21 protein-coding genes are annotated in these 19,797 nt (G+C 70.0%); 13 read left to right on the top strand and 8 right to left on the bottom strand.

Annotated elements, in window-relative coordinates; genetic code table 11:
* Positions 1-622 precede the first annotated feature (622 nt).
* Positions 623-1,585: an ATPase gene (locus NQZ70_RS01530; protein ID WP_129572630.1), complete on the top strand. Its 963-nt coding sequence runs from the start codon at positions 623-625 to the stop codon at positions 1,583-1,585.
* Between the two features lie 369 nt (positions 1,586-1,954).
* Here NQZ70_RS01530 and NQZ70_RS01525 read toward each other — a convergent pair whose 3' ends face one another.
* From NQZ70_RS01525 to NQZ70_RS01515, 3 genes are all read right to left on the bottom strand, one after another.
* Positions 1,955-2,266, bottom strand: coding sequence for a type II toxin-antitoxin system RelE/ParE family toxin (locus NQZ70_RS01525; protein WP_129572629.1), 312 nt, complete (start codon positions 2,264-2,266; stop codon positions 1,955-1,957).
* Positions 2,244-2,495, bottom strand: coding sequence for an addiction module protein (locus NQZ70_RS01520; RefSeq protein ID WP_129572628.1), 252 nt, complete (start codon positions 2,493-2,495; stop codon positions 2,244-2,246). The genes NQZ70_RS01525 and NQZ70_RS01520 overlap by 23 nt, the downstream gene beginning before the upstream one ends.
* A 935-nt stretch (positions 2,496-3,430) precedes the next feature.
* Entirely contained in the window at positions 3,431-4,375 is a 945-nt protein-coding gene (locus tag NQZ70_RS01515) for an MBL fold metallo-hydrolase (RefSeq protein ID WP_237244913.1), read from the bottom strand.
* Between the two features lie 64 nt (positions 4,376-4,439).
* Between NQZ70_RS01515 and NQZ70_RS01510 the strand changes: the two genes are divergently transcribed.
* The 6 genes from NQZ70_RS01510 (at position 4,440) to NQZ70_RS01485 (ending at position 9,686) form a co-directional block, all read left to right on the top strand.
* Entirely contained in the window at positions 4,440-5,333 is an 894-nt protein-coding gene (locus tag NQZ70_RS01510; RefSeq protein ID WP_129572627.1) for a LysR family transcriptional regulator, read from the top strand.
* 577 nt (positions 5,334-5,910) lie between these two features.
* Positions 5,911-6,162: a UPF0175 family protein gene (locus tag NQZ70_RS01505; RefSeq protein WP_129572626.1), complete on the top strand. Its 252-nt coding sequence runs from the start codon at positions 5,911-5,913 to the stop codon at positions 6,160-6,162.
* A complete protein-coding gene (locus NQZ70_RS01500) occupies positions 6,155-6,301 on the top strand; it encodes a hypothetical protein (RefSeq protein WP_207217711.1) in 147 nt (48 codons plus the stop codon). Before NQZ70_RS01505 ends, NQZ70_RS01500 begins: the two co-directional genes overlap by 8 nt.
* Before the next feature lie 173 nt (positions 6,302-6,474).
* Positions 6,475-7,482: a GlxA family transcriptional regulator gene (locus NQZ70_RS01495; RefSeq protein ID WP_129572625.1), complete on the top strand. Its 1,008-nt coding sequence runs from the start codon at positions 6,475-6,477 to the stop codon at positions 7,480-7,482.
* 81 nt (positions 7,483-7,563) lie between these two features.
* Positions 7,564-8,199: an HD domain-containing protein gene (locus NQZ70_RS01490; protein WP_129572624.1), complete on the top strand. Its 636-nt coding sequence runs from the start codon at positions 7,564-7,566 to the stop codon at positions 8,197-8,199.
* Positions 8,200-8,462: 263 nt separating this feature from the next.
* Entirely contained in the window at positions 8,463-9,686 is a 1,224-nt protein-coding gene (locus NQZ70_RS01485; RefSeq protein ID WP_129572623.1) for an MFS transporter, read from the top strand.
* A gap of 44 nt (positions 9,687-9,730) precedes the next feature.
* On the opposite strand, the gene NQZ70_RS01480 is transcribed toward NQZ70_RS01485, so the two are convergent.
* Positions 9,731-10,480, bottom strand: coding sequence for a glutathione S-transferase (locus NQZ70_RS01480; protein WP_129572622.1), 750 nt, complete (start codon positions 10,478-10,480; stop codon positions 9,731-9,733).
* A 179-nt stretch (positions 10,481-10,659) separates the two neighbouring features.
* Between NQZ70_RS01480 and NQZ70_RS01475 the strand changes: the two genes are divergently transcribed.
* Both NQZ70_RS01475 and NQZ70_RS01470 read left to right on the top strand, forming a co-directional pair.
* Positions 10,660-11,280: a glutathione S-transferase family protein gene (locus NQZ70_RS01475; RefSeq protein ID WP_129572621.1), complete on the top strand. Its 621-nt coding sequence runs from the start codon at positions 10,660-10,662 to the stop codon at positions 11,278-11,280.
* A 541-nt stretch (positions 11,281-11,821) separates the two neighbouring features.
* Positions 11,822-12,196, top strand: a complete 375-nt coding sequence (locus NQZ70_RS01470) for a molecular chaperone DnaJ (RefSeq protein WP_129572620.1) — start codon at positions 11,822-11,824, stop codon at positions 12,194-12,196.
* Between the two features lie 685 nt (positions 12,197-12,881).
* Here NQZ70_RS01470 and NQZ70_RS01465 read toward each other — a convergent pair.
* Positions 12,882-13,877: a metal-dependent hydrolase gene (locus NQZ70_RS01465; protein ID WP_129572619.1), complete on the bottom strand. Its 996-nt coding sequence runs from the start codon at positions 13,875-13,877 to the stop codon at positions 12,882-12,884.
* A gap of 64 nt (positions 13,878-13,941) precedes the next feature.
* Complete coding sequence (locus tag NQZ70_RS01460) at positions 13,942-14,535, bottom strand: hypothetical protein (RefSeq protein ID WP_207217710.1); 594 nt, start codon at positions 14,533-14,535, stop codon at positions 13,942-13,944.
* Between the two features lie 131 nt (positions 14,536-14,666).
* On the opposite strand from NQZ70_RS01460, the gene NQZ70_RS01455 reads away from it, so the two are divergent.
* The gene (locus tag NQZ70_RS01455; protein WP_237244912.1) at positions 14,667-14,996 is read left to right on the top strand and encodes a hypothetical protein; all 330 of its coding nucleotides are present in this window, start codon (positions 14,667-14,669) and stop codon (positions 14,994-14,996) included.
* A gap of 30 nt (positions 14,997-15,026) precedes the next feature.
* Here the strand turns inward: NQZ70_RS01455 and NQZ70_RS01450 are convergent, their stop codons facing one another.
* On the bottom strand, positions 15,027-16,067 hold the full coding sequence (locus NQZ70_RS01450; protein WP_129572618.1) for a Gfo/Idh/MocA family protein: 1,041 nt from the start codon (positions 16,065-16,067) through the stop codon (positions 15,027-15,029).
* Between the two features lie 183 nt (positions 16,068-16,250).
* Complete coding sequence (locus NQZ70_RS01445; RefSeq protein WP_237244911.1) at positions 16,251-16,499, bottom strand: hypothetical protein; 249 nt, start codon at positions 16,497-16,499, stop codon at positions 16,251-16,253.
* A 109-nt stretch (positions 16,500-16,608) separates the two neighbouring features.
* On the opposite strand from NQZ70_RS01445, the gene NQZ70_RS01440 reads away from it, so the two are divergent.
* The 3 genes from NQZ70_RS01440 to NQZ70_RS01430 all read left to right on the top strand — a co-directional run bounded on the left by NQZ70_RS01440 (position 16,609) and on the right by NQZ70_RS01430 (position 19,762).
* Positions 16,609-16,788 (top strand): hypothetical protein, encoded by a 180-nt coding sequence (locus NQZ70_RS01440; protein ID WP_165373694.1) that lies wholly within the window; start codon positions 16,609-16,611, stop codon positions 16,786-16,788.
* Positions 16,789-17,155: 367 nt separating this feature from the next.
* Positions 17,156-18,169, top strand: coding sequence for a galactose ABC transporter substrate-binding protein (locus NQZ70_RS01435; protein ID WP_129572616.1), 1,014 nt, complete (start codon positions 17,156-17,158; stop codon positions 18,167-18,169).
* A 78-nt stretch (positions 18,170-18,247) separates the two neighbouring features.
* On the top strand, positions 18,248-19,762 hold the full coding sequence (locus tag NQZ70_RS01430; protein WP_129572615.1) for a sugar ABC transporter ATP-binding protein: 1,515 nt from the start codon (positions 18,248-18,250) through the stop codon (positions 19,760-19,762).
* Positions 19,763-19,797 lie beyond the last annotated feature (35 nt).

Here is a 19,797-nt window from a genome sequence, read left to right as displayed (position 1 = left end):
TCCTGCGCAGGGCCGCCGGCCGTCCTGCGCAGCCCATTGGCCCTCCTGGACAAGCCCCGGCGCCCGCCTGCGCAGCGCCGTCGGCCGTCCTGCGCAGCCCGTTGGCCGTCCTGCACGAGCCCCGGCGCCCTCCTGTGCGGCCCCGGTGGGTCTCCTGCGCAGCCCCGCAGGCCCTCCTGCGCGGCCCTCGGAACCCTCCTGCGCGCCCCCGTTGGTGTCCTGCGCTACACTAGCCCCGGTCCTGCGCGGCCCTCGGAACCCTCCTGTGCGCCCCCCGTTGGTGTCCTTCGTCACCATCGTCTGGCTCCTGCGCAGGCCCGATGGGTCTCCTGTGCAGCCCCGGCATCGTCTCGCGCGCCTTTTGTGGTTGCAGCGCAACTCTTTTCCCTCCTCCCTCGTGCACCACCTCCGCTGCCCGCTGCCCGCGGCGCCGGGCACGCCGCCCCCTCGGTTCGATGCGCGGCACACCGCCTCTCCCAGCCCTCGGCCCGAGCGCCTCCATCGCGGCGCGACCGACTCGTGCTCTCCTCTGGCCAATGCCTTGTTCGCCGATACCCTCGCCGATCTTCCGGCCCCCTCACTCCGAGGGTCGCTGGCCCCGACAAGGAGGCATATTTTTACCATGACAAAGGCATCCACCACCACGTCGTCCAGGACCGACAAGGCCGCACCGAAGCGCGCGTCGCGCGAGACACGGGGCGCGCCTCGCTCCTCGACGGGCGCAGCAGCGTACACGCTGAGCGCCGCCCGCGAGGCCGAGCTCCTCCGAGAGGCCGAGTCGCTGGGCGACAACACCGCGATTTTCCCCGGCAAGCTCGCCCGGCGCGTCATCTGGTCGAGCCGCATCCAGCTCGCCGCCGAGGGCGACGCGGCCGATCTCGTCCGCACCCCCTTCCCCGAGGAGGAGCCCGCGCTGACACGCGAGGAGATCCGCGCGCTCCGCGACAAGATCGAGCTCCTGCGCGTCACGCAATCGCGCTGGCAAGCCGTGCAGCAGCGCCAGGAGCAGGCCGTCGCGATGTTCAAGGGGCCAGCCGCCGAGGCCGCCCTGCACCGGCAAACGCTCCTCCGCTTCTTCGATCTCCGCTTCAAGAAGAGCCCCGAGGGGCAAAAGCGGCTCATGGCGATCCGCGCTGGCAGCGGCGACGCGGATCTGGTCCAGGACGTCTCCGACCTGCTCTTGCTCTGCTCCGAGCACGCGGAGGCCCTTCACGAGGCGCCTCGCGGCGAGGCCGACGCGGCGGCCCGCCTCCGCGCGCTCTCGCCCGAGCTCGCGCGCATGCTCGCCGACAAGACGTTCTCTCCCGAGGCGCAGCGCTCGCGCAAGCTCCGCGACGCCGCGTACACGCTCGTCGTGCACGCCGAGCGGAGGCTGCGCGCCGCCGCGGAGTACTGGTATGCCGGCACGGACAAGATGAAGGATTATGCGCCCTTCCCCGTCTCCCGCGGCGCCGCGTCCACCGGAGATGAAGAGGAAGAGGAGGAAGGCGACGCCGCCGCGGCGAACGGCGCGCCGGAAGGCGACGCGTCGGAGGTGGGCGCGACGGAAGACGGCGCGCCGGGCGAGGGCGAAGGCGAGAGGTGATCGCCCCAGGCCGCGGCGGGCGCGTCAAGGAGGGGGCGCCTGGCTCGTCGCGAGGGGTCGAGGCTCCCCAGCCAGCGCGCCGGCCCGGCCGGGCGCCACGCGGGGGAGGCTCGGGCGGGGCCGGCGGCTGCGGTGGACGATGCGGCAAGGGGGCGAGAACGGCGACCCGAGCATCGGCATCGTCGCGCTGCACGCCAGGGTGACCCTGCGCGACAGCGAGATCGAGACGTCCGACGGCGGCTGGCGTCGCCGTGGAGATGCTCCGGTTTCCTGAATAGCTGGAGTGGAGCTCGCCCGCGCCCGCACAACGCATTCAATCGCCCGCAGCACGAAGCGGCGTCGGGTGCATTGCCGTAGTGGTCGGGCTATTCACAAGGCACGTGTGAGCCAGTACAGCGGAAGTCGCTTTGCATGCGCGATGGCGAGCACGAGCGTGTGCTCGGGGTGCACCTCGAACGCAATGACGTACGGAAAACGGCCGACGATCGCTCTGCGAATGCTCCGTGGTGCAGGAGAAGTCCCTGGCCAGATCTGAAAAGATGCCGTGGCCTCTCCAATCGTATCGAGCATCGACGAGACCTCGGCGATGAACTCGTCGCCCAGCCCGGGGCGCCTCTCGTCGTACCAGATGGCCGCCGCACGAAGCTCAGCGCGCGCTTCAGGATGAAGCTCGACCCGCACGCCGGTCCTCGAGCTCCTTCAGGATCTCCGCTCGCGCCGTGCCCCAGTCGACCGTCTGGATCTTACCCTCCGCGACCTCGCGCGCTCGGCGCGTCAGCTCACCCGCCCACGCTGCAGCGACCTCCTCGACGTCGGGCTCCTCGAGGCTGGAGAGCACTTCTTCTGCCAGCCGGGCCCGCTCGTGGCGGGGCAACAGCAGCACCTGCGCGAGAAGTTCCTCGGTGGACATAGGGGAACTGTAGCATGGCTCGGGTCCGCCGCGCACGGCGATGCGGCCTCCAGCTCGATGGCCCGCCGCACCGCGCCAGGCTGGTCTGCTCGCGGGCCAGAACAGGCGATGGTAGCGGCATGCCGATGCTTCTCCGGGCCGCGCAAACACCGAGGTCGAGATCCTCCGAGGTCGGCGGAGAGCGCGGCGACGGATTGCCCGGCGGCGCGGAGGACGGGCGCGACGGCGAGCCGACCCCGACGCCGAACCCGGGCAACTACGGACTGCGAGGAAACGGGGACGTGGCCGACGTGGGCTGCACGGATGCACGGACGGCGACGACGGGATCTTACGGCGCGCGAGAGTCCCCCGGGCCGGCGACGCCGGGCGGCGGAGGCATCGAAGGAGAGCAAGACATGAGCACGTCGAGCGGGTGGCAGGATCCGCTTGCCCGACCCAGAGCGTCGATCGCCCGGGTCGTGATCGCGGTGCTGACGGCACTCGCGATCACAGGATCCGCTTGGCCGGTCCGGGCGCGATCCGATGGGGCGATCCGTGACACCCGCTCACGGCCTACGTCATCGTCACGCCCAGCGGCCGCTACGCCGCCGTCCACGAGTAGGCCCTCGCGGGGGATCGGCGGCCTGGTCGGGCCTGGTGCTGCTCGACCTCGTGGTGGGGCTCGAGCGCTTCTTCGTCGTCGTTCGGGGGCCATGGATTCCCCCTGGCAGGCTCAAGGTCGATGATGGCTTCGTCAGCGTCAGCATGGAATGATAGCTCGGCCATCATTCCATGCTGGAGCGGCCATCGTCGACGCCCGCGGGGCCGGCCCCGGAGCATGGCGCGGCCAGGCTCCAGCACGGGTTCAGCAACATCGCGAACGCCCAGGCGTTCACCCTCCTACGGATGGGGGGTCATGACCGCGGGGAACGACAACGCCGCGCAGCCGGGCGCGGTCACAGGGACTGGTGCCCGAGGCGCACCTGCATCGACGGGTGGCGGGCAGCGAGGGCGCGGAGAAAGGCGAGGCTCCTGGCGCTGTCGGCGCGGTCGTACGAGAACGTCCCGGGCTCGACGTCGTTGCGCCAGCCCCAGACGGTGTGGCACACATCGCCGGTGAAGAGCACGGGTCCCTCGGGCGTTCGCGCGACGTAGGCGACCGATCCCGGGGTGTGCCCCGGCGCAGCGAGAGCGAACAGCGAGGCATCGCCGAACACGTCAATCGCGCCGTTGCCGTCGAATACCCACTCCTGAAGGGCCGCGCGGCCGTCGAGGAGCTGGTCCACGACAGGCTGCGTCAGCGCATGGAAGGAGCTCTCGAACGCGGACTCGCCGGGGCCGAGGAAGATCGGGACGCCGCGCGCCACGTCGGGCAAGCCCAGCACGTGGTCGAAGTGCAGGTGCGTGAGCAGCACTCCGGCCAGCGACCGGTCGCCGCGCCAGACGCCGAGGCCGACCTCCACCCGCAACGCGCCGAAGTTGAACGCCTGCCCGACGGCGCCAGTCCTCAGGGGATGGTCGTGCGCCGCGAGCGCCTGCGCCGCACCGGTGTCGATGATGTACAGGCCCCGGGTCGGGTGCGCGAGCGCGTGGAAGGTGATCTCGACCGGCTCAGCGCCGTCGGTCAAGGCGGCGGCGCGCTCGTGTTCGAGGTTGATGAGCCCGCTGCGGCTCGACTCCCACCGCGCGCTGACGACGGTCTGGACCGTGATGGGGCCTGCGTCGTCGAGGAGCGCCTCCATCGCCTGAAGCGTAGTCGGCTCGCCGAGGGTGGCGTTCCCCGCGTCATGCGTCGACGCGGGTGGGGCCTTCGGCGCTGGGGATGGCTCCGTGCAGGCGCCGAGCAGCAGCGCCGAGGCGAGGAGCGTGCGGGACACGAGAGGGGTGGCGTGGATGGACATGCCGCCAGTGTGCTCTCGAAAAAATGGATAAAAACCGACGAAACCAGCATGTAGACATACGCAGATGAATATCTCCTGGGACGACGCGCGGCTGTTCCTCGCGGTGGCGGAGGCAGGCAGCCTGAGCGCCGCCGCGCGCAAGCTGCAGATGACCCAGCCGACCGTGAGCCGGCGCCTGGCCGAGCTGGAGGCGGTCCTCGGCGAGCCCCTCTTCGACCGGGGCGTCGCTGGCGCCGCGCTGACGGCCTACGGGGCCGGCCTCATCGAGCCCGCGCAGCGGATGGCCGACTGGGCCGCCGAGCTGACCCGCGCGGCCGAGCGGCGACACGCGCCCGCGGGCGTGGTCCGGATGACGGCGCCCCCCGGCGTCGCGCACGCCTTCCTCGTCCCCTTCGCCGCAGCGATGTCGTCGCGCACGCCGGGCATCCAGCTGCACGTGGTCTCCACGGTGCGCCCGCTCGATCTGATCAGGCGGGAAGCGGATCTCGCGCTGCGGCTGGGCGCCCCCGCCGATGAGACCAGCGTCGCCTCGGTCGACCTCGATCTGCGCGCCTTCGCGTCGGAGCAGTACGCGGCGCGCGTGGCGGGCAAGCCCGACCCGGCCGATCTCGCCTGGATCGGCTGGGCGCCGCCGTTCGACGACCTCTCGCCGAACAACGTCCTCAGACGCCGGATCCCGGGATGGCGCCCGTCCTTCGCGTCCGACGACTACCTCGTTCAGATCCGCGCGTGCGAGCTCGGTCTCGGGGCGATGCTGCTCGCGCGGGAGCACCCGCATTTCGGCAGGCGGCCGCCGCTCTGTGAGCTGAAGGTGGACCTGCCACCCGTCCGACGCCCGCTCGTCCTGCTCTGCCCGCGCAGCGCACGCGCAATTCCGCGCGTGCACGCGGTGCTCGAGCTCCTCGTGGAGAGCCTGCGCGCGTGGCGCCCGCCGAAGGGAAGGGCCGCGCGGCGCTGACGGCGCCGCCCGCCCGCGCGCTGGGCGCGCCACCAGGCCTGCGCGCAGGGGCGCGCCGATCAGGCCACCTGACCCCGCGGCGAGCCGGTGGCGCCCGCGTGACGCCGTGAGCGTGCTCCGCCGTTCGCCCCTGCGACCCGACGCCGACCCGCGAGGACGAAGCGATGACGGCCGGCGAGACGCCTGGCGCCCCATGCCCGGATGGAGTGCGACACAGCCCGCCGCGATGCGGGGCTCGTCCATCGCAGCAGTGCGTGGTACGCTCCGCCCACGATAGTCGATTCCGAAGCGACATCTCCGGTCTACTCCGAAGCGACACCTCCGGTCTACAATGAGGACGGCGTCGACCTCACGCTCATCCGCTGGATGCTGAGCCTCACGCCAGCGGATCGGGTTGCCACCCTCCAGGCCCACATCGACTTCGTCACGCTCGCCCGTGAGAGCAGGCGCGCGCGAGAGCCGCATGTCCGCGCCGACGAAGCACGCTGAGCTCCTCAGCGTGCTCGCCCGGCACCTTTCGTGCTAAAACGTGCTAAAGGCAGACTTGCCCGCCCCTCCGAGCAACCAAGGACGGATCATGGCAACTCGACAGATTGTGGTGGATGTGCCCGAGAAGGTGCTCCTTGCGGAGAAGATGGACGAAGCTGAGTTCGCACGAGAGCTCCGTACCCTCGCCGCGGTCAAGCTGTACGAGCTTGGGCGGCTCTCGTCCGGCCGCGCTGCGGAGCTCGCCGGCATGGCGCGGGTCGAATTTCTGTTGAGTCTGGGTCGCTACAAGGTTTTCCCTCTCGACGCCGAGCTCCGCGCGCTGGAGGCCGCCGTTGGCTGAGGCCATCAGCAATACCTCACCCCTGCTGTACCTTCACCGCATCGGCGCCATCGACTGGCTCGCCGAGATGTTCAAAGACGTCTGGGTCCCCAGCGCTGTGGATCTTGAGTTGAAGGAGGGGGCGACGCAAGGGGTATGAAGTCCCCACGCTGAGCACTATGGGTGGGTGAAGATCGTCGCCCCCCAATCGACGCACCCGTCCCCCGGGCGGCGCAGCGATCCCGTCCTGGCGCGGGCGCCGGCAAGATCGAGCGCACTCCCGCTCTGCCGCGCTCCCGCCTGACCCGCCTTGATCTATCTACCTGTCCCCTCATGCCAGCGAGCTTCCCCCAGCCCCGCCTCGTCGTCCTGCTCGCCTTCGAGGGCGTCGCGCTGCTCGATCTCGCCGGGCCTCTCGAGGCCTTCACCGTGGCGACCACCTTGCGCCCGCCGCGCGCTCCTCCGCCCTATCGCGCGATCGTCGCCTCGACGGCCGGCGGGTCGGTGCGCACCACGACCGGGCTCGCAGTCGGCGCCGAGCCGCTCGCGGCGCTCGATGACGAGGCCATCGACACCCTGATCGTGCCGGGCAGCGGGCCGCCAGAGGCCCCGGCCGTGCCGCCCGACCTCGTCGCCTGGCTCGCCCGCCGCGCCCCGCGCGTGCGCCGCACCTGCGCCGTGTGCACGGGCGCCTTCCTCCTCGCCGCCGCGGGCCTGCTCGACGGTCGCCGCGCGGCGACCCACTGGCGCTCCGCGCCGCTCCTCGCGGAGCGCCACCCGCGCGTCCGCGTCGACGCGGACTCCATCTACGTGCGCGACGGCTCGATCTGGACCTCGGCCGGCATCTCCGCGGGCATCGACCTCGCCCTTGCGCTCGTCGAGGAGGACCTCGGGCACCGCGCGGCGATGGCGGTCGCCCGGCAGCTCGTCGTGTTCCTCAAGCGGCCTGGCGGGCAATCGCAGTTCAGCGCGCCGCTCGCGGCGCAGGCCGCAGAGGGCGGCACCTTCGCCGACCTGCATGCCTGGATGGCGGACCGCCTCGCCGGCGATCTCCGCGTCGAGCGCCTGGCCGCGCAAGCGGGGATGAGCCCGCGCACCTTCGCGCGCGCGTACACGGCCGCGCTCGGGCAGACGCCGGCGAAGGCGGTCGCGGCCATGCGCCTCGAGGCCGCCTGCCAGGCCGTCGCCGGCACGGACCTCCCGCTCAAGCGGATCGCCCACCAGTGCGGCTTCGGCGACGAGCAGAACCTGCGCCGCACCTTCCTGCGCCGACTCGGCGTGGGACCGCTCGAGTACCGGGAGCGCTTCTCCGGGAACGCCCGCGCGCGTGGCAGGAAATGACGGCAGTTCGGCGGGGCGCCCGGCCAGCGAGCGCGCACCCTCCTCTCGCTCGGCCTTCGCCGGCAGACAGGAGCCCCCGCCATGACCACAGAGATCGCCGGAATCCACGCCCCCGACACGCGCCTTGCCCAGGACGCGACCGCGCTCGCGCGCGAGGTATCGGCCCCTTACCTCTTTCACCACGTGATGCGCTCGTACTACTTCGGCGAGCTCGCGGCCCGGCAGAGCGGCCTCGCCTGCGACCGCGAGCTGCTCTACCTCTCCGTGGTGCTGCACGACCTCGGCCTGACCGAGCGCTTCGCCGGCCCCGAGCGCTTCGAGGTCGACGGCGCCAACGCCGCCCGGACCTTTCTCGAGGGCCGCGGCCTGCCCCGGGAGAAGGCGTCCCTCGTGTGGGACGCCATCGCGCTGCACACCAGCCTGGGCATCGCCCCGCACAAGGAGCCGGAGGTCGCCGTCGCCCATCTCGGGATCAGTATCGATTACGGCGGCGTCGGGCTGGAGGCGTTGCCGCGCGGAGCGGTCGAGGAGATCCTGAGGGCGTATCCGCGGCTCGAGATGAAGCAGGAGCTCCGGCGCACCCTTTGCGGCGTCGTGGCGCGGAAGCCGCACACCGCGGCCGGCAATTTCCTCTCGGCCTTCGGCCGCCGCTACGTGCCGGGCTTTCAGCCCTTCGACGCCAGCGCCCTCCTGGAGGGCGCCCCCTTCGACAGCTGAGCTGGACGAAGCGCTCACGAAGATGGATGCCCCCTTGCTGCGCCAGCAGCGGGCGCGTGCTGCCCGTGTGCTGCTGGAGCAACAGGCGGCGGGCCGCGCGCTGACGCCGGCCTCCTGCGGTGGCGCCAGGGGCGACGAGGCGGTCGCCATCGGCCTGCTGCGGCTCGGGAGCGCGGCTTGCAGGGCGCCCGCCCGGCAGCACCACCCGATCGGCACGGCGGACGAACGCGCCGATCGACCGGACGCTCGCCTCGGTTCGCGTGATGACCTCTTCGCCGCCTCTCCCCCAGCGTTATCTTCTCGGCTTCATGGTGCTCGGCCTGCTCGCGGGCACGAGCAACGGCGTGGCCAAGGTGGTCCTGCCGCTGTATGCCGCCTCGCTCCACGCCTCCCCCTGGCAGATCGGCCTGGTCGGTGGCCTGCAGTTCACCGGCATGCTGCTGCTCTCGATGCCGGTCGGAGGCTTGATCGACCGCCACGGCAGCCGGCCGCTGTTCCGCTTCGGCGGCCTCGCGGGCGCGGCGCTGTACCTGCTCGGCTTCACCCAGATGGATCGGCCCTGGCAGCTCATCGCGGGCGTGGTCGTCTTCGGGCTGCTCAACCCGTTTCGCATGGTCGCGACCCAGACCGAGTTTCTTCACCTGCTCCCTCGCCTCGGCCCGCGCAAGGCAGGCTGGCAGCGCGCGTCCCACTCGCTCGGCATGTTCTTCGTGGGCCCGATGCTCGGCGCGCAGCTCCTGAGCCTGCTCGGCTACACCGGCGTGTTCGTGGTGACGGGGCTCGGGCTGCTGGCGACGGTCTTCGTCGGCGATCGCGTGCTCTCCGGGGCTCCCCCTGGCCGCGGACGCTCGGCCACGCCGCTCGTCGAGCGCCTGCGCGGACAGGTCGGGATCATCCTGTCTCGCCGCGAGCTGCGCCAGAGCATGCTCATTGAGCTGTGTGGTCAGATGGCGATGTCCTACTTCGCCGTGTTCGTGGTGTTGATCGGGATTCGCGAGTTTGACCTCTCGGTGCCGCAAGCCGCGAGCCTGGTGACCCTCCAGGGCGCCGTGTTCGTGCTGACCTTGCTCCTCGCCGGGGGCGCCCTGTCGCCGCTGCGCGACGCTGCCCGCTACGCGATCGCCTTCTCGCTGCTGCTCGCGACCGAGCTCCTGCTCGCCTTCCCCCTCGGCGTCGCGTCGCTGTGGATCGGGGCCGTCTTGCTCGGGCTCGGGCTGGGCGTGCAGCACCTCACGAGCGTCAATCGCTTCGCGGCGCTCACCGCCGAGCTCGGCCGCGGCCGGGTGGGCGGTCTGTTCTCGCTCTCGGGGCCGGCCGGGAGCCTGATCGGCGCGGTGGCGGGCGGCTCGCTCGGGCAGCGCTTCGGCCTGCTCAGCGGGTTTCGCGTGCTCGCGGCGCTCTATGCGGTGCTGATGGTGTGGCACGGGCGCGGCGTCCTGACCGAGAGCGACCAGCCCGTCGCGCTCGCCGAGGGCGAGTCGGAGTGACCGGCGCCTCGGGCGTGGCGTCCTTCAGGTCGCGCGTGCCGGATTCATCGTTTCTTCGAAGGCGCCGGATCGAGCTCCGGATAGTGCCGGAAGATGCCGTCTTCGTTGAAGGGTATCCGCCGCTCCGAGGCCAGGTAGGCCGCGATCCGCGGGCGCTCGGCCACGCGGTCGTGCAGCGCGACGAGCCCAGGGATCCTCGGCGCGAAGGCGGCCATGGCGTGCGGGAACGCGTAGCGGAGGCCCGCGATCACCTGGAACACCGAGAGATCCACGTAGGACATCGCGCCTCCCAGCAGGTGACGGCCGCCGTGGCGATCGAGGACGCGCTCGAAATAGCCGAGGAACTTGGGCATGCGCTCGGCGAGGAAGGCCTGGCTGCGGCGGAGGGCCTCGGGCTTCTGGTCCTCGTAATAGAGCCCGACGGAGATGGGGTGATGCGTGTCGTGCACCTCGGCGACAAGATCGGTGATGGTGAGCTGGAGCTGATGGGCGCCGAGCCTGCTCGCCTCGTCGTCCGGCGCGAGGCCGAGGCGCGGGCCGAGGTAGAAGAGGATGTTGGCCACCTGCGCGATCACGAGATCGCCGGAGCGGAGGAACGGCGGCGCGAAGGGCTCGAGCGCGAGCGCGTGGCTCTTCATGAGCTTCTGCATGGCGGCGACGCCGCCGTGCTTCGCCGCGGGCAGGCGGGCGACATCGACATAAGGAGCGCCGGCGTCCTCGAGCGCGAGGCGCACGAATTCGCCGCGGCCCTGAATGCCCGGCCAGTAATACAGCTCGTACGTGGGCGCGTTCATGACGGGTGACTCGCACCGGGGAGGGCCGCGGTCAATGGGCGCGCCGCCGAGCAGCCGCACGCTGGCGGTGATGGCCGCGGAGCGCGCGGAAGCGGAGGCGGTGCTGCCCACCGCGATCGAGCTCATGCGCGACGAACGAACCCCTTGCGGCTCGCGCGCGGCGGCGTTCTGCTCGCCGCATGTCCGACCTCAAATTCTATTACGCCCCCATGACGAGCGCAGACCGGGTGCACTGGGCACTCGAGGAGCTCGGCGTCCCCTACGAGAAGGTCAAGCTCGACCTCGCGGCGGGAGATCAGCGCAAGCCCGAGTACCTCGCGCTCAACCCGAACGGCAAGGTCCCGCTGCTGGTCGTCGACGGGAAGCCGATCTTCGAGGGGCTCGCGATCCTGCTCTACCTCGGCGAGCGCTTCGGCGTGGACAAGGGCCTCTTCCCGCCGCTCAGCGCCGATCGCGCCGAGGCGTTCAAGTGGATGGCCTGGGGCAACGTCACGCTGTACGAGGCGACGACGCGGCTCCTGCGCAACACCCTGGAGCGCTTCCCCGCCGACGAGCGCAACCCCAAGGTGGCCGAGGGCGCGAAGCAGGACCTCGCGGACGGGATCGGGATCCTCGACCGCGCGCTCGAGGGCAAGGAGTACCTCGTGGGCGACCAGTTCTCGCTCGCCGACGTGGCGCTCGTGACGGCGCTGCCGTTCCTGGCCCGCTTCGGCGTGGACCTCTCGCCTTTCGCGAACGTGAACGCGTGGATCGCCCGCTGCACGAGCCGTCCCGCGGCCAAGCGGGTCAGGCCGGGCTGACGTCTCCGCCCCAGCCATGGCGCCTGCGGAGCATCACCAGGAGAGCCGGGCCGCCGATCAGCGCAGTCACCGCGCCGACGGGCGGCTCGGTGCCGAGGGGGCGGGCAAGGCGCGCGGCAGGCGCACCTCGACGACGATGGCGCGGATGGCCGAGCTCGGCCTGGGCCTCAAAGCTCGAGGTGAACCTTCCCAAAGCGCCTTTGGGACTCATAGTACCTGAAGGCGTCGGCGCTTCCCTGCAGGGACGAGGAAAGGAGACACGGATCCGTCATAACGGAAGACATGACGCAATACAAGAAGATCTTCGCGCCGCGGAGACGTGTCAGCCGCGCGTCACAGCGCAGCAGCCGAATTTTCGCGACCTCGCGCTCACCGCAGCGGGTGTCCGGGAAGGCCTCGCCGGGCAGGGCGCCGCGGTCGAACGCGTCGACACGCGCAAAACGGAGGACCGCCTCAGGCGAAGCTCCCACGAGCCACGATCGCCTGTATGCTCTCGGCATGAAGAACCCGAAGCACCTACCCCGACCCGAGGGCCTGGCTCATGGCTAGTGAATCCTGCGGCGTCTGTGGCGGCGACGGCCGCATCGCCAACTCGTTCTCCGGCAGCACCGCCACCTGCCCGGGCTGCCACGGCACCGGCCGGCGCTCGGACGACCCCCGCTTCCGCGACGTCACCAAGACGAAGCCGTCCCACTTCCGGCAGCCGAACAAGACGGCCGCCGTCGAGAAGCCGCAGGGACCCGCGTCGCTGGAAGGCATCCATCTAGCCAGGGAGGTGAACGCGGCTGCACATCTCTCCAGCGGGACGAAGGCCAAGCTCACGCTCGAGATCATCGAGCATGAGGCCACCCACGGAAAGTGCACGCAGACCTTCATCAAGAAGGTCCGCAAGCAGCTCCGTCCGCCCGGCTCGTGATCGGTTCGACACGACGGCTGCCGAGACCGTGAGCGACGGAGCTTCGATGGGAAGGTCGAGCGCACGGGACAGGGCACGGGCGATCTGCGCATCGTCGACCGTTCCGCGGCAGCCGGCCGACCGAGCCGCTGTCGTCGCGCAGCGCGGCCAGCGGCCGCTCGGGTCAGCTCATCATCACTGTTCGTCGATGGTCAACGCTGTGATGTAAGACTTGCCGATGGCCTAGCGTGGCTCGAACGCGATTCTCCACGCTGGTACGAGACCCGAGCTCAGCAACAGCGGCAGAGCCATCCACCACAGCCTTTTCATTGCATCCTCCAGACTCGCACGTACGAGAGCGCCCCCGATCGTGGAGACGAAGGATCTCGCGCGCGACTTCGAGCTTCCGATCGCGTTCGGCCCAGATCGCCTTGGCACGGCCGGCCAGCAACTCGTTCAGCGTGACGTACCCGATGGCGCTGTGCAGCCGCACGCCGTTGTAGAGAGAAAACAAAATCCAAACCACAGAAGCACAGAGGGCACAGAGGAGAGAGCAAGAAAAGAACCCTTTCTCCTCTTGTTCTCTGTGCCCTTTATGCCTCTGTGGTTTGTCTTCTTTTGTTCTCAGCTCTTCTAACGATGGAAGCCTCTGGCAAATGCAAGAGGCAACGCGGGTGAGTTTCGTGCTCGTGGCAGGCGCGAGGAGCTACTGTCGCCAGCGGTCGAGGAGCTCGCGGGCGGAGCCGCCGCGCTCGAGGCGGGCGCGCGTCACCGCGCCGTCGGGGGAGATGTCGACGATGAACTCGAGCGTCGGGTCGCCGCGCAGGTGGTAGCGGAGGTCGGCGACGCGCACGGTGGTCCCGCCGTCGCCGGCGAGCGCGTGGCGGACCACGGGGAAGCGAGCCCAGGCGAGCGCCTCACGCACGGTGGGGACGGCCGCGACACGGGCGGGGACAGGGCCGCTGGGCGCGCGCGCGACCCGGCGCTCCTCGGTCGGCGCGCCGCCGAGCAGGTCGACCGTGCCGGCGGCGTAAGCGTCCTCGTGCGTCGCGATGAAGCGCCAGGTCGTCACGCCGAGCATCGCCGGGAACACGGCGACGCGCTGCGCTTCGGGGTGGGCGGCGGCGACGCGGGCGACGAGGACCTGCTGCGTCGCGATCCGGCCGCCGACGTACACGGCGGCGACGGCGGCGCCGACGAGGATCGCGCGCCGCCAGCGCGCCGGCCGGCGCCACGCGGCGAGCGCGCCGAGGGCGAGCGGCAGCGTGACCAGCGGGTCGAGCACGCCGGTCCAGTCGAGCGTCAGGCGCGCGTCCGAGAACGGGAGGAGCAGGCGCGTCCCCCACCCCGTCCAGAGATCCGGCAAGAGGTGCGCGAGGGCGACCGAGAGGGCGCTGAACGCGTAGACCGGGCCGAACCGAGCCCGCCGCCCCAGGACGAGCCAGGCGAGCCCGGCGGCCACCGCCGCCACCACCGGCGCGAACAGGAGCGCGTGCGACGGCCCGCGGTGCGCGCGCAGCGTGCGCAGCACCGCGTCCCCCGCCGGCCAGAAATAGTCGAGATCCGGCAGCTCGGCGGCGATCACGCACGAGAGCAGCACGGCGCGGTCGGTCGGCGACGCGCGCCCCTCGCCGGGCCTGACGTCGGGGCCACGCGTCGCGCCGACCGCCAGCCCGAGGAGCCCATGCGTGAGCGTATCCATGACGGTCGTCAGCTACCTCATGGCCCCGAGCGAGCGCAAGGCGATGACCCCCTCGCGGGTCAACCTACGGAGCTGCGCCCGCGTGCGCTCGCTCCCGCGCCGCTCTCCGAAACAGCCCGGCCGATGTGAGCCACAGCGCGACGAATAACCCCGTCAGCAGGAAGGTGTGGCCCAATTGGGCGATCGCAGCGATCACGGCGATCACGGCGACCAACGCCTGAGCGATCGCCGTCGCGATCATCGCGCGATCCATTCCACGTGGCTGGAAGCGCGCGATGGCGGCCCCGATGATCCCGACGGCGAGCACTCCGGCAACCATAAGATTGGCGGGGTTCCCCTCATCGCCGAGGATGCCGACGGCGAGGTTCATCCAGACGAGGAGGAATGCTGCCGCGAGCGCGACGCCGACGGCGGCCCGGTACGCCTTGTTGCTCGTCACCTTCGCTGCTAGCTCGTAGGTGCCGCAAGCGCCGACCAGCATGGCGCCGAAGATGGCGAAATCCTCCAGACCCCAAGCCACCTCTTCGGTGAGCTGCATCGCGATCAAGGGCAGCAGCAGGACGAGCGCTGCGATGCCCCAGACCGCTATCCTCCAGGGACTTCCGCGCCGTCCGCCGCCGTTGTGCGCCGTTTCTGTCATCGCCTTACCGCCGTGCATGGGTGAGGCCTTCAACCTAGCTCACACGACGGGTGAGCGGCATGAGCCGCTCGTGGAGCTTGGTGGAGCGGTTCGTGGAGGTTTCGTGAAGGGCGGCACGTGGCTCGAGGGCCCTTTCCACCGGCTGGGCCGTGAACGTCGAGGATGGCTCGCCCGATCTCACGACCGGCAACAGCGAGATCACGTGTGTCGACGGCGGTCCGAACGAGGTCGACGCGACCACCCAGGCCACGGGGACCGATCCGTCGGTCGCCAACGCGCCGATCAACAAGCACTACTGCAGCTTGATGAACGCCCTCGGCGTCAAGGCAGGCGCGGATGGCTTCCCGGCGCCGGGCGGTTCGGGGCCGGTGACCCACTTCGGCATGTACGACCGGACGCAAGACTTCATCGGCGGCGGGATCAATCCCCCGACCATCCACGATCCGGGCGAGTTCGCCGCGCTCAAGGCGAGCGCCTGAGCGGCCTCGTTCCCGAGCCTGTCGCGCGGGCTAGATCTTCTCCCAGCGGCCGCTCTCGGCGGAACGGAAGAGCGCGTCGATGACGCGCATGTTGCCGACCGCGACCTCGATCGAGTTCTCGACGGGGCCACCGGCGCGGATGGCGCGCGAGAACGCCTCGCTCTGCAGGTGGTACTGGTCGACGGCGGGAAGCGAGGTCAGCTTGGCCGAGCTGCAGTTCAGCGTCGAGCCGTCGTCGAGCCATACCTTGCACGGCTGGTCGGCGGGGGCGTTGAACGGGATCTCGATCTCGATGCGGCCCTTGGTGCCGAGCGCGTTCACGCGCTGGTAGGCCACCGCCTGCGTGCTGCACGTGAACGTCAGGTGCGCGCCGCCGTAGTCGAGCAGGCCCGAGGTCAGGCGATCGGTGCCGAACTCTGGATCGCGGTCGACGAGCGCCATCGCCCGCAGGGGCTCGCGTCCGAACAGGAAGCGCGAGGTGTTCACCGCGTAGCAGCCGATGTCGTAGAGCGCGCCGCCCCCGACTGCCTTCTTGTTGCGGATGTTGCCGGCGTCGCGGTTGTAGTACGAGAACGCCGCCTGGACGCTGACCAGGTTGCCGATCTCGCCGCTGCGCACCCAGTCCCTGGCCTTCTGCCACTGCGGATGGTTGCGGATCATGAACGCTTCGGCGATCAGCTTGCCCGTCTCGCGCTGCACGTCGACCAGCGCCTCGGCGTCCTTGGCGCTGAGCGCGATCGGCTTTTCGCAGAGGACGTGCTTGCCGGCGCGGGCCGCGCGCGCCGTCCACTTCACGTGCAGGTGGTTGGGCAGCGGATTGTAGATGGCGTCGATCTCCGGATCGTCGAGCAGCTCGTCGTAGCTGCCGTACGCCCTCGGGATCCCGAGCGACCGCGCGGCGGCGCTCGCCTTGCCGATGTCGCGCGACGCCAGCGCGGCGAGCTGGGTGAGGGGCCCCCGCTTCATGGCGGGGAGGCTGACCGTCAGCGCGAAGTTGCTCGCCCCGAGGACGCCCCAGCGCACGGGGGTGAGTTGTTCGTCGGACTTCGGAGCTTGGGCAGATGTGGACATGGGCACCTCACTTCTCGCCAAGCTAGTGGCGAGCGGCGCGTCTGTAAACGCAACGTCGTCGGGATCGACCGGAGCCCTTCCCGGCCAGCGTTGGCCTGAGCCCCGGCGGGGACGGCCAGCGCTGCCAGGAGAGGGCGCGCCCGGCGCGAGCAGCGGAGGGGGGAGAGCCGAGAGAGCGGCGCCTCAAAAGGCGGCGTCGCGGAGCTTCGCCTTGTACTCCGCCTTGTAGAGATCATGGCACGCCTTGCAGCTCGCCTTGGCGCCGTCGATGTCGCCCTTCTTGGCCTTCTCCGCGCCTTCCTTCGAGATCGCGACCCACTTGGGCATCCCAGGCGGCGGCTTCGACGCGACGTATTCCAGCGCCGACGCGATCTTCGCGCCGTCGCCGCTCGTCGTCGCCGACTGCATCACCGTCTTCATCCAGCCCTGCATCGGACAAGCCTTCTGTCCTTTTGCACCACAGCCGAAATCCTTCCCCTCAGCGACCGAAGCGGGGACGTCCGCCGCCCCGCCCGCGGCCCACGCGGCCCCCGCAAAACCAATGCCGACGCTCATCAACACGGCACTCATCAGCTTCATGCTCATCGACATCCGACGTCTCCTGTCAGGTAAGGGCAAGCTCAGCCGCACGATCGCGGCTCAGGATGCACATGTTAACGTTAACATGACGAGCGTCAATAGAAATCGACCGATGTACGCCGCCATCCTCGACCCCGATTGACGCGCAGCGGCGGCCGGCCGCGGCGACCGCGGGCGCGCTCGCCCTCCTGGCGCGGCGCTTCGGAGGAGCGCTGCCCGCCTCGTCCTCCCCCGGGATCGAGGAGACCCGCGGGCCGGTCGGTTCGCGTCGATTCGCGTTGACACCCCAAATGTTATCGTTAACATGAGGACGAAGTTTGTGCTTTTGCTTCGCCATGGGTGGGTCATCATGCGCGCCGAGACCTCCGGGTCCAGGCACCGACTCCGTGGCTCGATCGTGGTGGAAGCGATCGCCGCTCGACGGTGCTCGGCGGTTCACCGAGGGTAATCCAGCAGAGACCACGACGAGCCTCGCTCATTCGACGGCTGATGCGTAAGGAGATCTCTGTATGAGGGCGCTTTGTTTCGCGGCGGCGGCCATCGCCGTCATGATGTCCGGCTGTCAGGAAGGCGGCCCGAGCAGCGGCGCGCCCGGCTCCGGCACGCCCAGGCTGGCGGTCGCCATCTACCAGTTCGACAACACCTTCATGTCGTACATACGGCGGACCATCGAGGAGCGCGCCAAGGGCAAGGCGGAGCTGAACATCGTCGACAGCCAGAACCAGCAGCCCATCCAGAACGATCAGGTCGACCAGTTCCTCGTGCAGGGCTTCAAGGTGATGGCCATCAACCTGGTCGACCGGACCGCAGTGCCGATCATCGTCGACAAGGCCAAGGCCAAGGACGTGCCGGTGGTCTTCTTCAACCGCGAGCCGCTCAAAGAAGACATGGCCAGGTGGGACAAGGCCTATTACGTCGGCGCCGAGGCCGAGCAGTCCGGCACGATGCAGGGCGAGATCGTCGTCGACTATTGGAAGGCCCATCCGGAGGCCGATCGGAACAAGGACGGCAAGATCCAGTACGTCATGCTGACCGGCGAGCCCGGGCACCAGGACGCCCCGATCCGCACGGAGTACTCCATCAAGGCCATCACCGGCGCCGGGCTCCAGGTGGAGAAGCTCGCGGAGGACACGGCCATGTGGGAGCGCGTCAAGGGGCAGGAGAAGATGGCCGCCTTCCTCGCCGCGCACAACGACAAGATCGAGGTCGTCCTCGCCAACAACGACGACATGGCCCTCGGCGCGATCGAGGCGCTCAAGGCCGCTGGGTATTTCACCGGCGGCAAGTACATGCCGGTCGTCGGCGTCGACGCGACGCCGCCCGCCCTCGACGCGATCGCGAACGGCACGCTCCTCGGCACCGTCCTCAACGACGCCAGGGGCCAGGGCCAGGCGATCTTCGACATCTCCCTCGCGCTCGCCACGGGCGCCGAGGTCAAGACCAGCGTCGCGCCGCTCGACGGCAGGTACGTCTGGGTCCCCTACCGGAAGGTCACGAAGGAGAACCACCAGCAGCTCAAGTGAGGCGAGCGCGCTCGCGGCGCGCGTCGGCCGGGGAGCGGCCGGCGCCGCCTCCCCCGGTCGAGTGCACAGGAGTCCGTCATGGCCGCCGCCGATTACGCCCTCGAGATGAGCGGCGTCTCCAAGGAGTTCCCGGGGGTGAAGGCCCTGGACTCGGTGACCCTGCGGGTCCGTCCCGGCACCGTCCACGCCCTCATGGGGGAGAACGGCGCGGGCAAGTCCACGCTGATGAAGTGCCTGTTCGGCATGTACACGCCGGACTCCGGCACGATCGCGCTGGCCGGCGAGACCGTATCACTGCCGTCGTCGCGCGCCGCGCTCGATCATGGCATCGCCATGATCCACCAGGAGCTGCAGCCGATCGCCTACCGGAGCGTCATGGAGAACCTCTGGCTGGGGCGCTACCCGATCCGCCGGTTCGGGCCTCTCAAGCTGGTCGATCACGAGAAGATGCTGCGCGACACGCAGGCGCTCTTCCAGGAGCTCCGGATGGACATCGACCCGACCGCCTGGGCCGTGGACCTCCCGGTCTCGAAGCTCCAGTCGATGGAGATCGCCAAGGCGGTCTCCCGGCGCGCCAAGATCATCATCATGGATGAGCCGACCTCGTCGCTCACCGAGCACGAGGTGGAGCACCTCTTCGAGATCATCGGCAGGCTCCGGCGCGAGGGGGTGGCCATCATCTACATCTCGCACAAGATGGAGGAGATCCTTCGCATCTCCGATGAGGTCACGATCATGCGCGACGGGCGCCTCGTCGGGACCTATCCGTCGTCCGAGCTCACGACCGATCTCATCATCCAGCGCATGGTCGGCCGCGACATGACGCACCGGTTCCCGCCGCGCGAGAACGACCCCGGCGAGGTGGTGATGCGGGTCGAGGGGCTGACCTCGGCGGATCCGAGGTCCTTCGAGGACGTGAGCTTCGAGCTCCGACGGGGCGAGATCCTCGGGGTGAGCGGCCTCGTGGGCGCCCAGCGCACCGAGGTGATGGAAGCGCTGTTCGGGCTGCGCTCCGTCGCGAAGGGTCGTGTCATCATCGACGGGAGAGAGGCGCAGATCGGGAGCCCCATCAAGGCCATCGCGCGCGGGATGGCGCTCCTGACCGAGGAGCGCCGCTCGACGGGGATCTTCCCGATGCTCCACGTGGCCGACAACACGCTGTCGGCGAGCTGGAAGAACTACAAGCGCAGGGCCGGTCTGCTGGATCTCGGCCGCGCCGAGGCGGACGTGCGGCGGCTCGTGGAGGCGCTGCGCGTCAAGACGCCGAGCACGCGCGCCTTCATCCAGAACCTGTCCGGCGGCAACCAGCAGAAGGTCATCCTGGCGCGCTGGCTCCTCACGAGCCCCGACATCCTCATCCTCGACGAGCCGACCCGCGGCGTCGACGTCGGCGCCAAATACGAGATCTACACGATCATCGCGGACCTCGCGAAGCGGGGGAAGAGCATCATCCTGATCTCCTCGGAGCTGCCGGAGGTCCTCGGCATGTCCGATCGCATCCTGGTCATGTGCGAGGGGCGGGTCACGGGCACCCTGGAGGGCAAGAGCGCCACCCAGGAGGAGATCATGTCGCTGTCCACGCAGTTCCGTTGAGCCATCGAATCGATCGAAAGCAGAGGGACCACGTC

The organism is Sorangium sp. So ce836, assembly GCF_028553905.1.
GTDB classification, from domain to species: domain Bacteria; phylum Myxococcota_A; class Polyangia; order Polyangiales; family Polyangiaceae; genus Sorangium; species Sorangium cellulosum_D.
Note: the sequence above shows the minus strand (reverse complement) of the source record. Positions and strands in the feature narration are given on the sequence as shown.

Excerpts from the sequence above, each read along its gene's own strand:
- NQZ70_RS01470 (WP_129572620.1), top strand. The coding sequence starts at position 11,822 with ATGGCTAGTGAATCCTGCGGCGTCTGTGGCGGCGACGGCCGCATCGCC.
- NQZ70_RS01450 (WP_129572618.1), bottom strand. The coding sequence starts at position 16,067 with ATGTCCACATCTGCCCAAGCTCCGAAGTCCGACGAACAACTCACCCCC.
- NQZ70_RS01480 (WP_129572622.1), bottom strand. The coding sequence starts at position 10,480 with ATGAACGCGCCCACGTACGAGCTGTATTACTGGCCGGGCATTCAGGGC.
- NQZ70_RS01510 (WP_129572627.1), top strand. The coding sequence starts at position 4,440 with ATGAATATCTCCTGGGACGACGCGCGGCTGTTCCTCGCGGTGGCGGAG.
- NQZ70_RS01475 (WP_129572621.1), top strand. The coding sequence starts at position 10,660 with ATGTCCGACCTCAAATTCTATTACGCCCCCATGACGAGCGCAGACCGG.
- NQZ70_RS01530 (WP_129572630.1), top strand. The coding sequence starts at position 623 with ATGACAAAGGCATCCACCACCACGTCGTCCAGGACCGACAAGGCCGCA.
- NQZ70_RS01440 (WP_165373694.1), top strand. The coding sequence starts at position 16,609 with ATGCCGACGCTCATCAACACGGCACTCATCAGCTTCATGCTCATCGAC.
- NQZ70_RS01485 (WP_129572623.1), top strand. The coding sequence starts at position 8,463 with ATGACCTCTTCGCCGCCTCTCCCCCAGCGTTATCTTCTCGGCTTCATG.
- NQZ70_RS01495 (WP_129572625.1), top strand. The coding sequence starts at position 6,475 with ATGCCAGCGAGCTTCCCCCAGCCCCGCCTCGTCGTCCTGCTCGCCTTC.
- NQZ70_RS01490 (WP_129572624.1), top strand. The coding sequence starts at position 7,564 with ATGACCACAGAGATCGCCGGAATCCACGCCCCCGACACGCGCCTTGCC.
- NQZ70_RS01465 (WP_129572619.1), bottom strand. The coding sequence starts at position 13,877 with ATGGATACGCTCACGCATGGGCTCCTCGGGCTGGCGGTCGGCGCGACG.
- NQZ70_RS01435 (WP_129572616.1), top strand. The coding sequence starts at position 17,156 with ATGAGGGCGCTTTGTTTCGCGGCGGCGGCCATCGCCGTCATGATGTCC.
- NQZ70_RS01505 (WP_129572626.1), top strand. The coding sequence starts at position 5,911 with ATGGCAACTCGACAGATTGTGGTGGATGTGCCCGAGAAGGTGCTCCTT.
- NQZ70_RS01460 (WP_207217710.1), bottom strand. The coding sequence starts at position 14,535 with ATGCACGGCGGTAAGGCGATGACAGAAACGGCGCACAACGGCGGCGGA.
- NQZ70_RS01445 (WP_237244911.1), bottom strand. The coding sequence starts at position 16,499 with ATGCAGGGCTGGATGAAGACGGTGATGCAGTCGGCGACGACGAGCGGC.
- NQZ70_RS01515 (WP_237244913.1), bottom strand. The coding sequence starts at position 4,375 with ATGTCCATCCACGCCACCCCTCTCGTGTCCCGCACGCTCCTCGCCTCG.
- NQZ70_RS01430 (WP_129572615.1), top strand. The coding sequence starts at position 18,248 with ATGGCCGCCGCCGATTACGCCCTCGAGATGAGCGGCGTCTCCAAGGAG.
- NQZ70_RS01520 (WP_129572628.1), bottom strand. The coding sequence starts at position 2,495 with ATGTCCACCGAGGAACTTCTCGCGCAGGTGCTGCTGTTGCCCCGCCAC.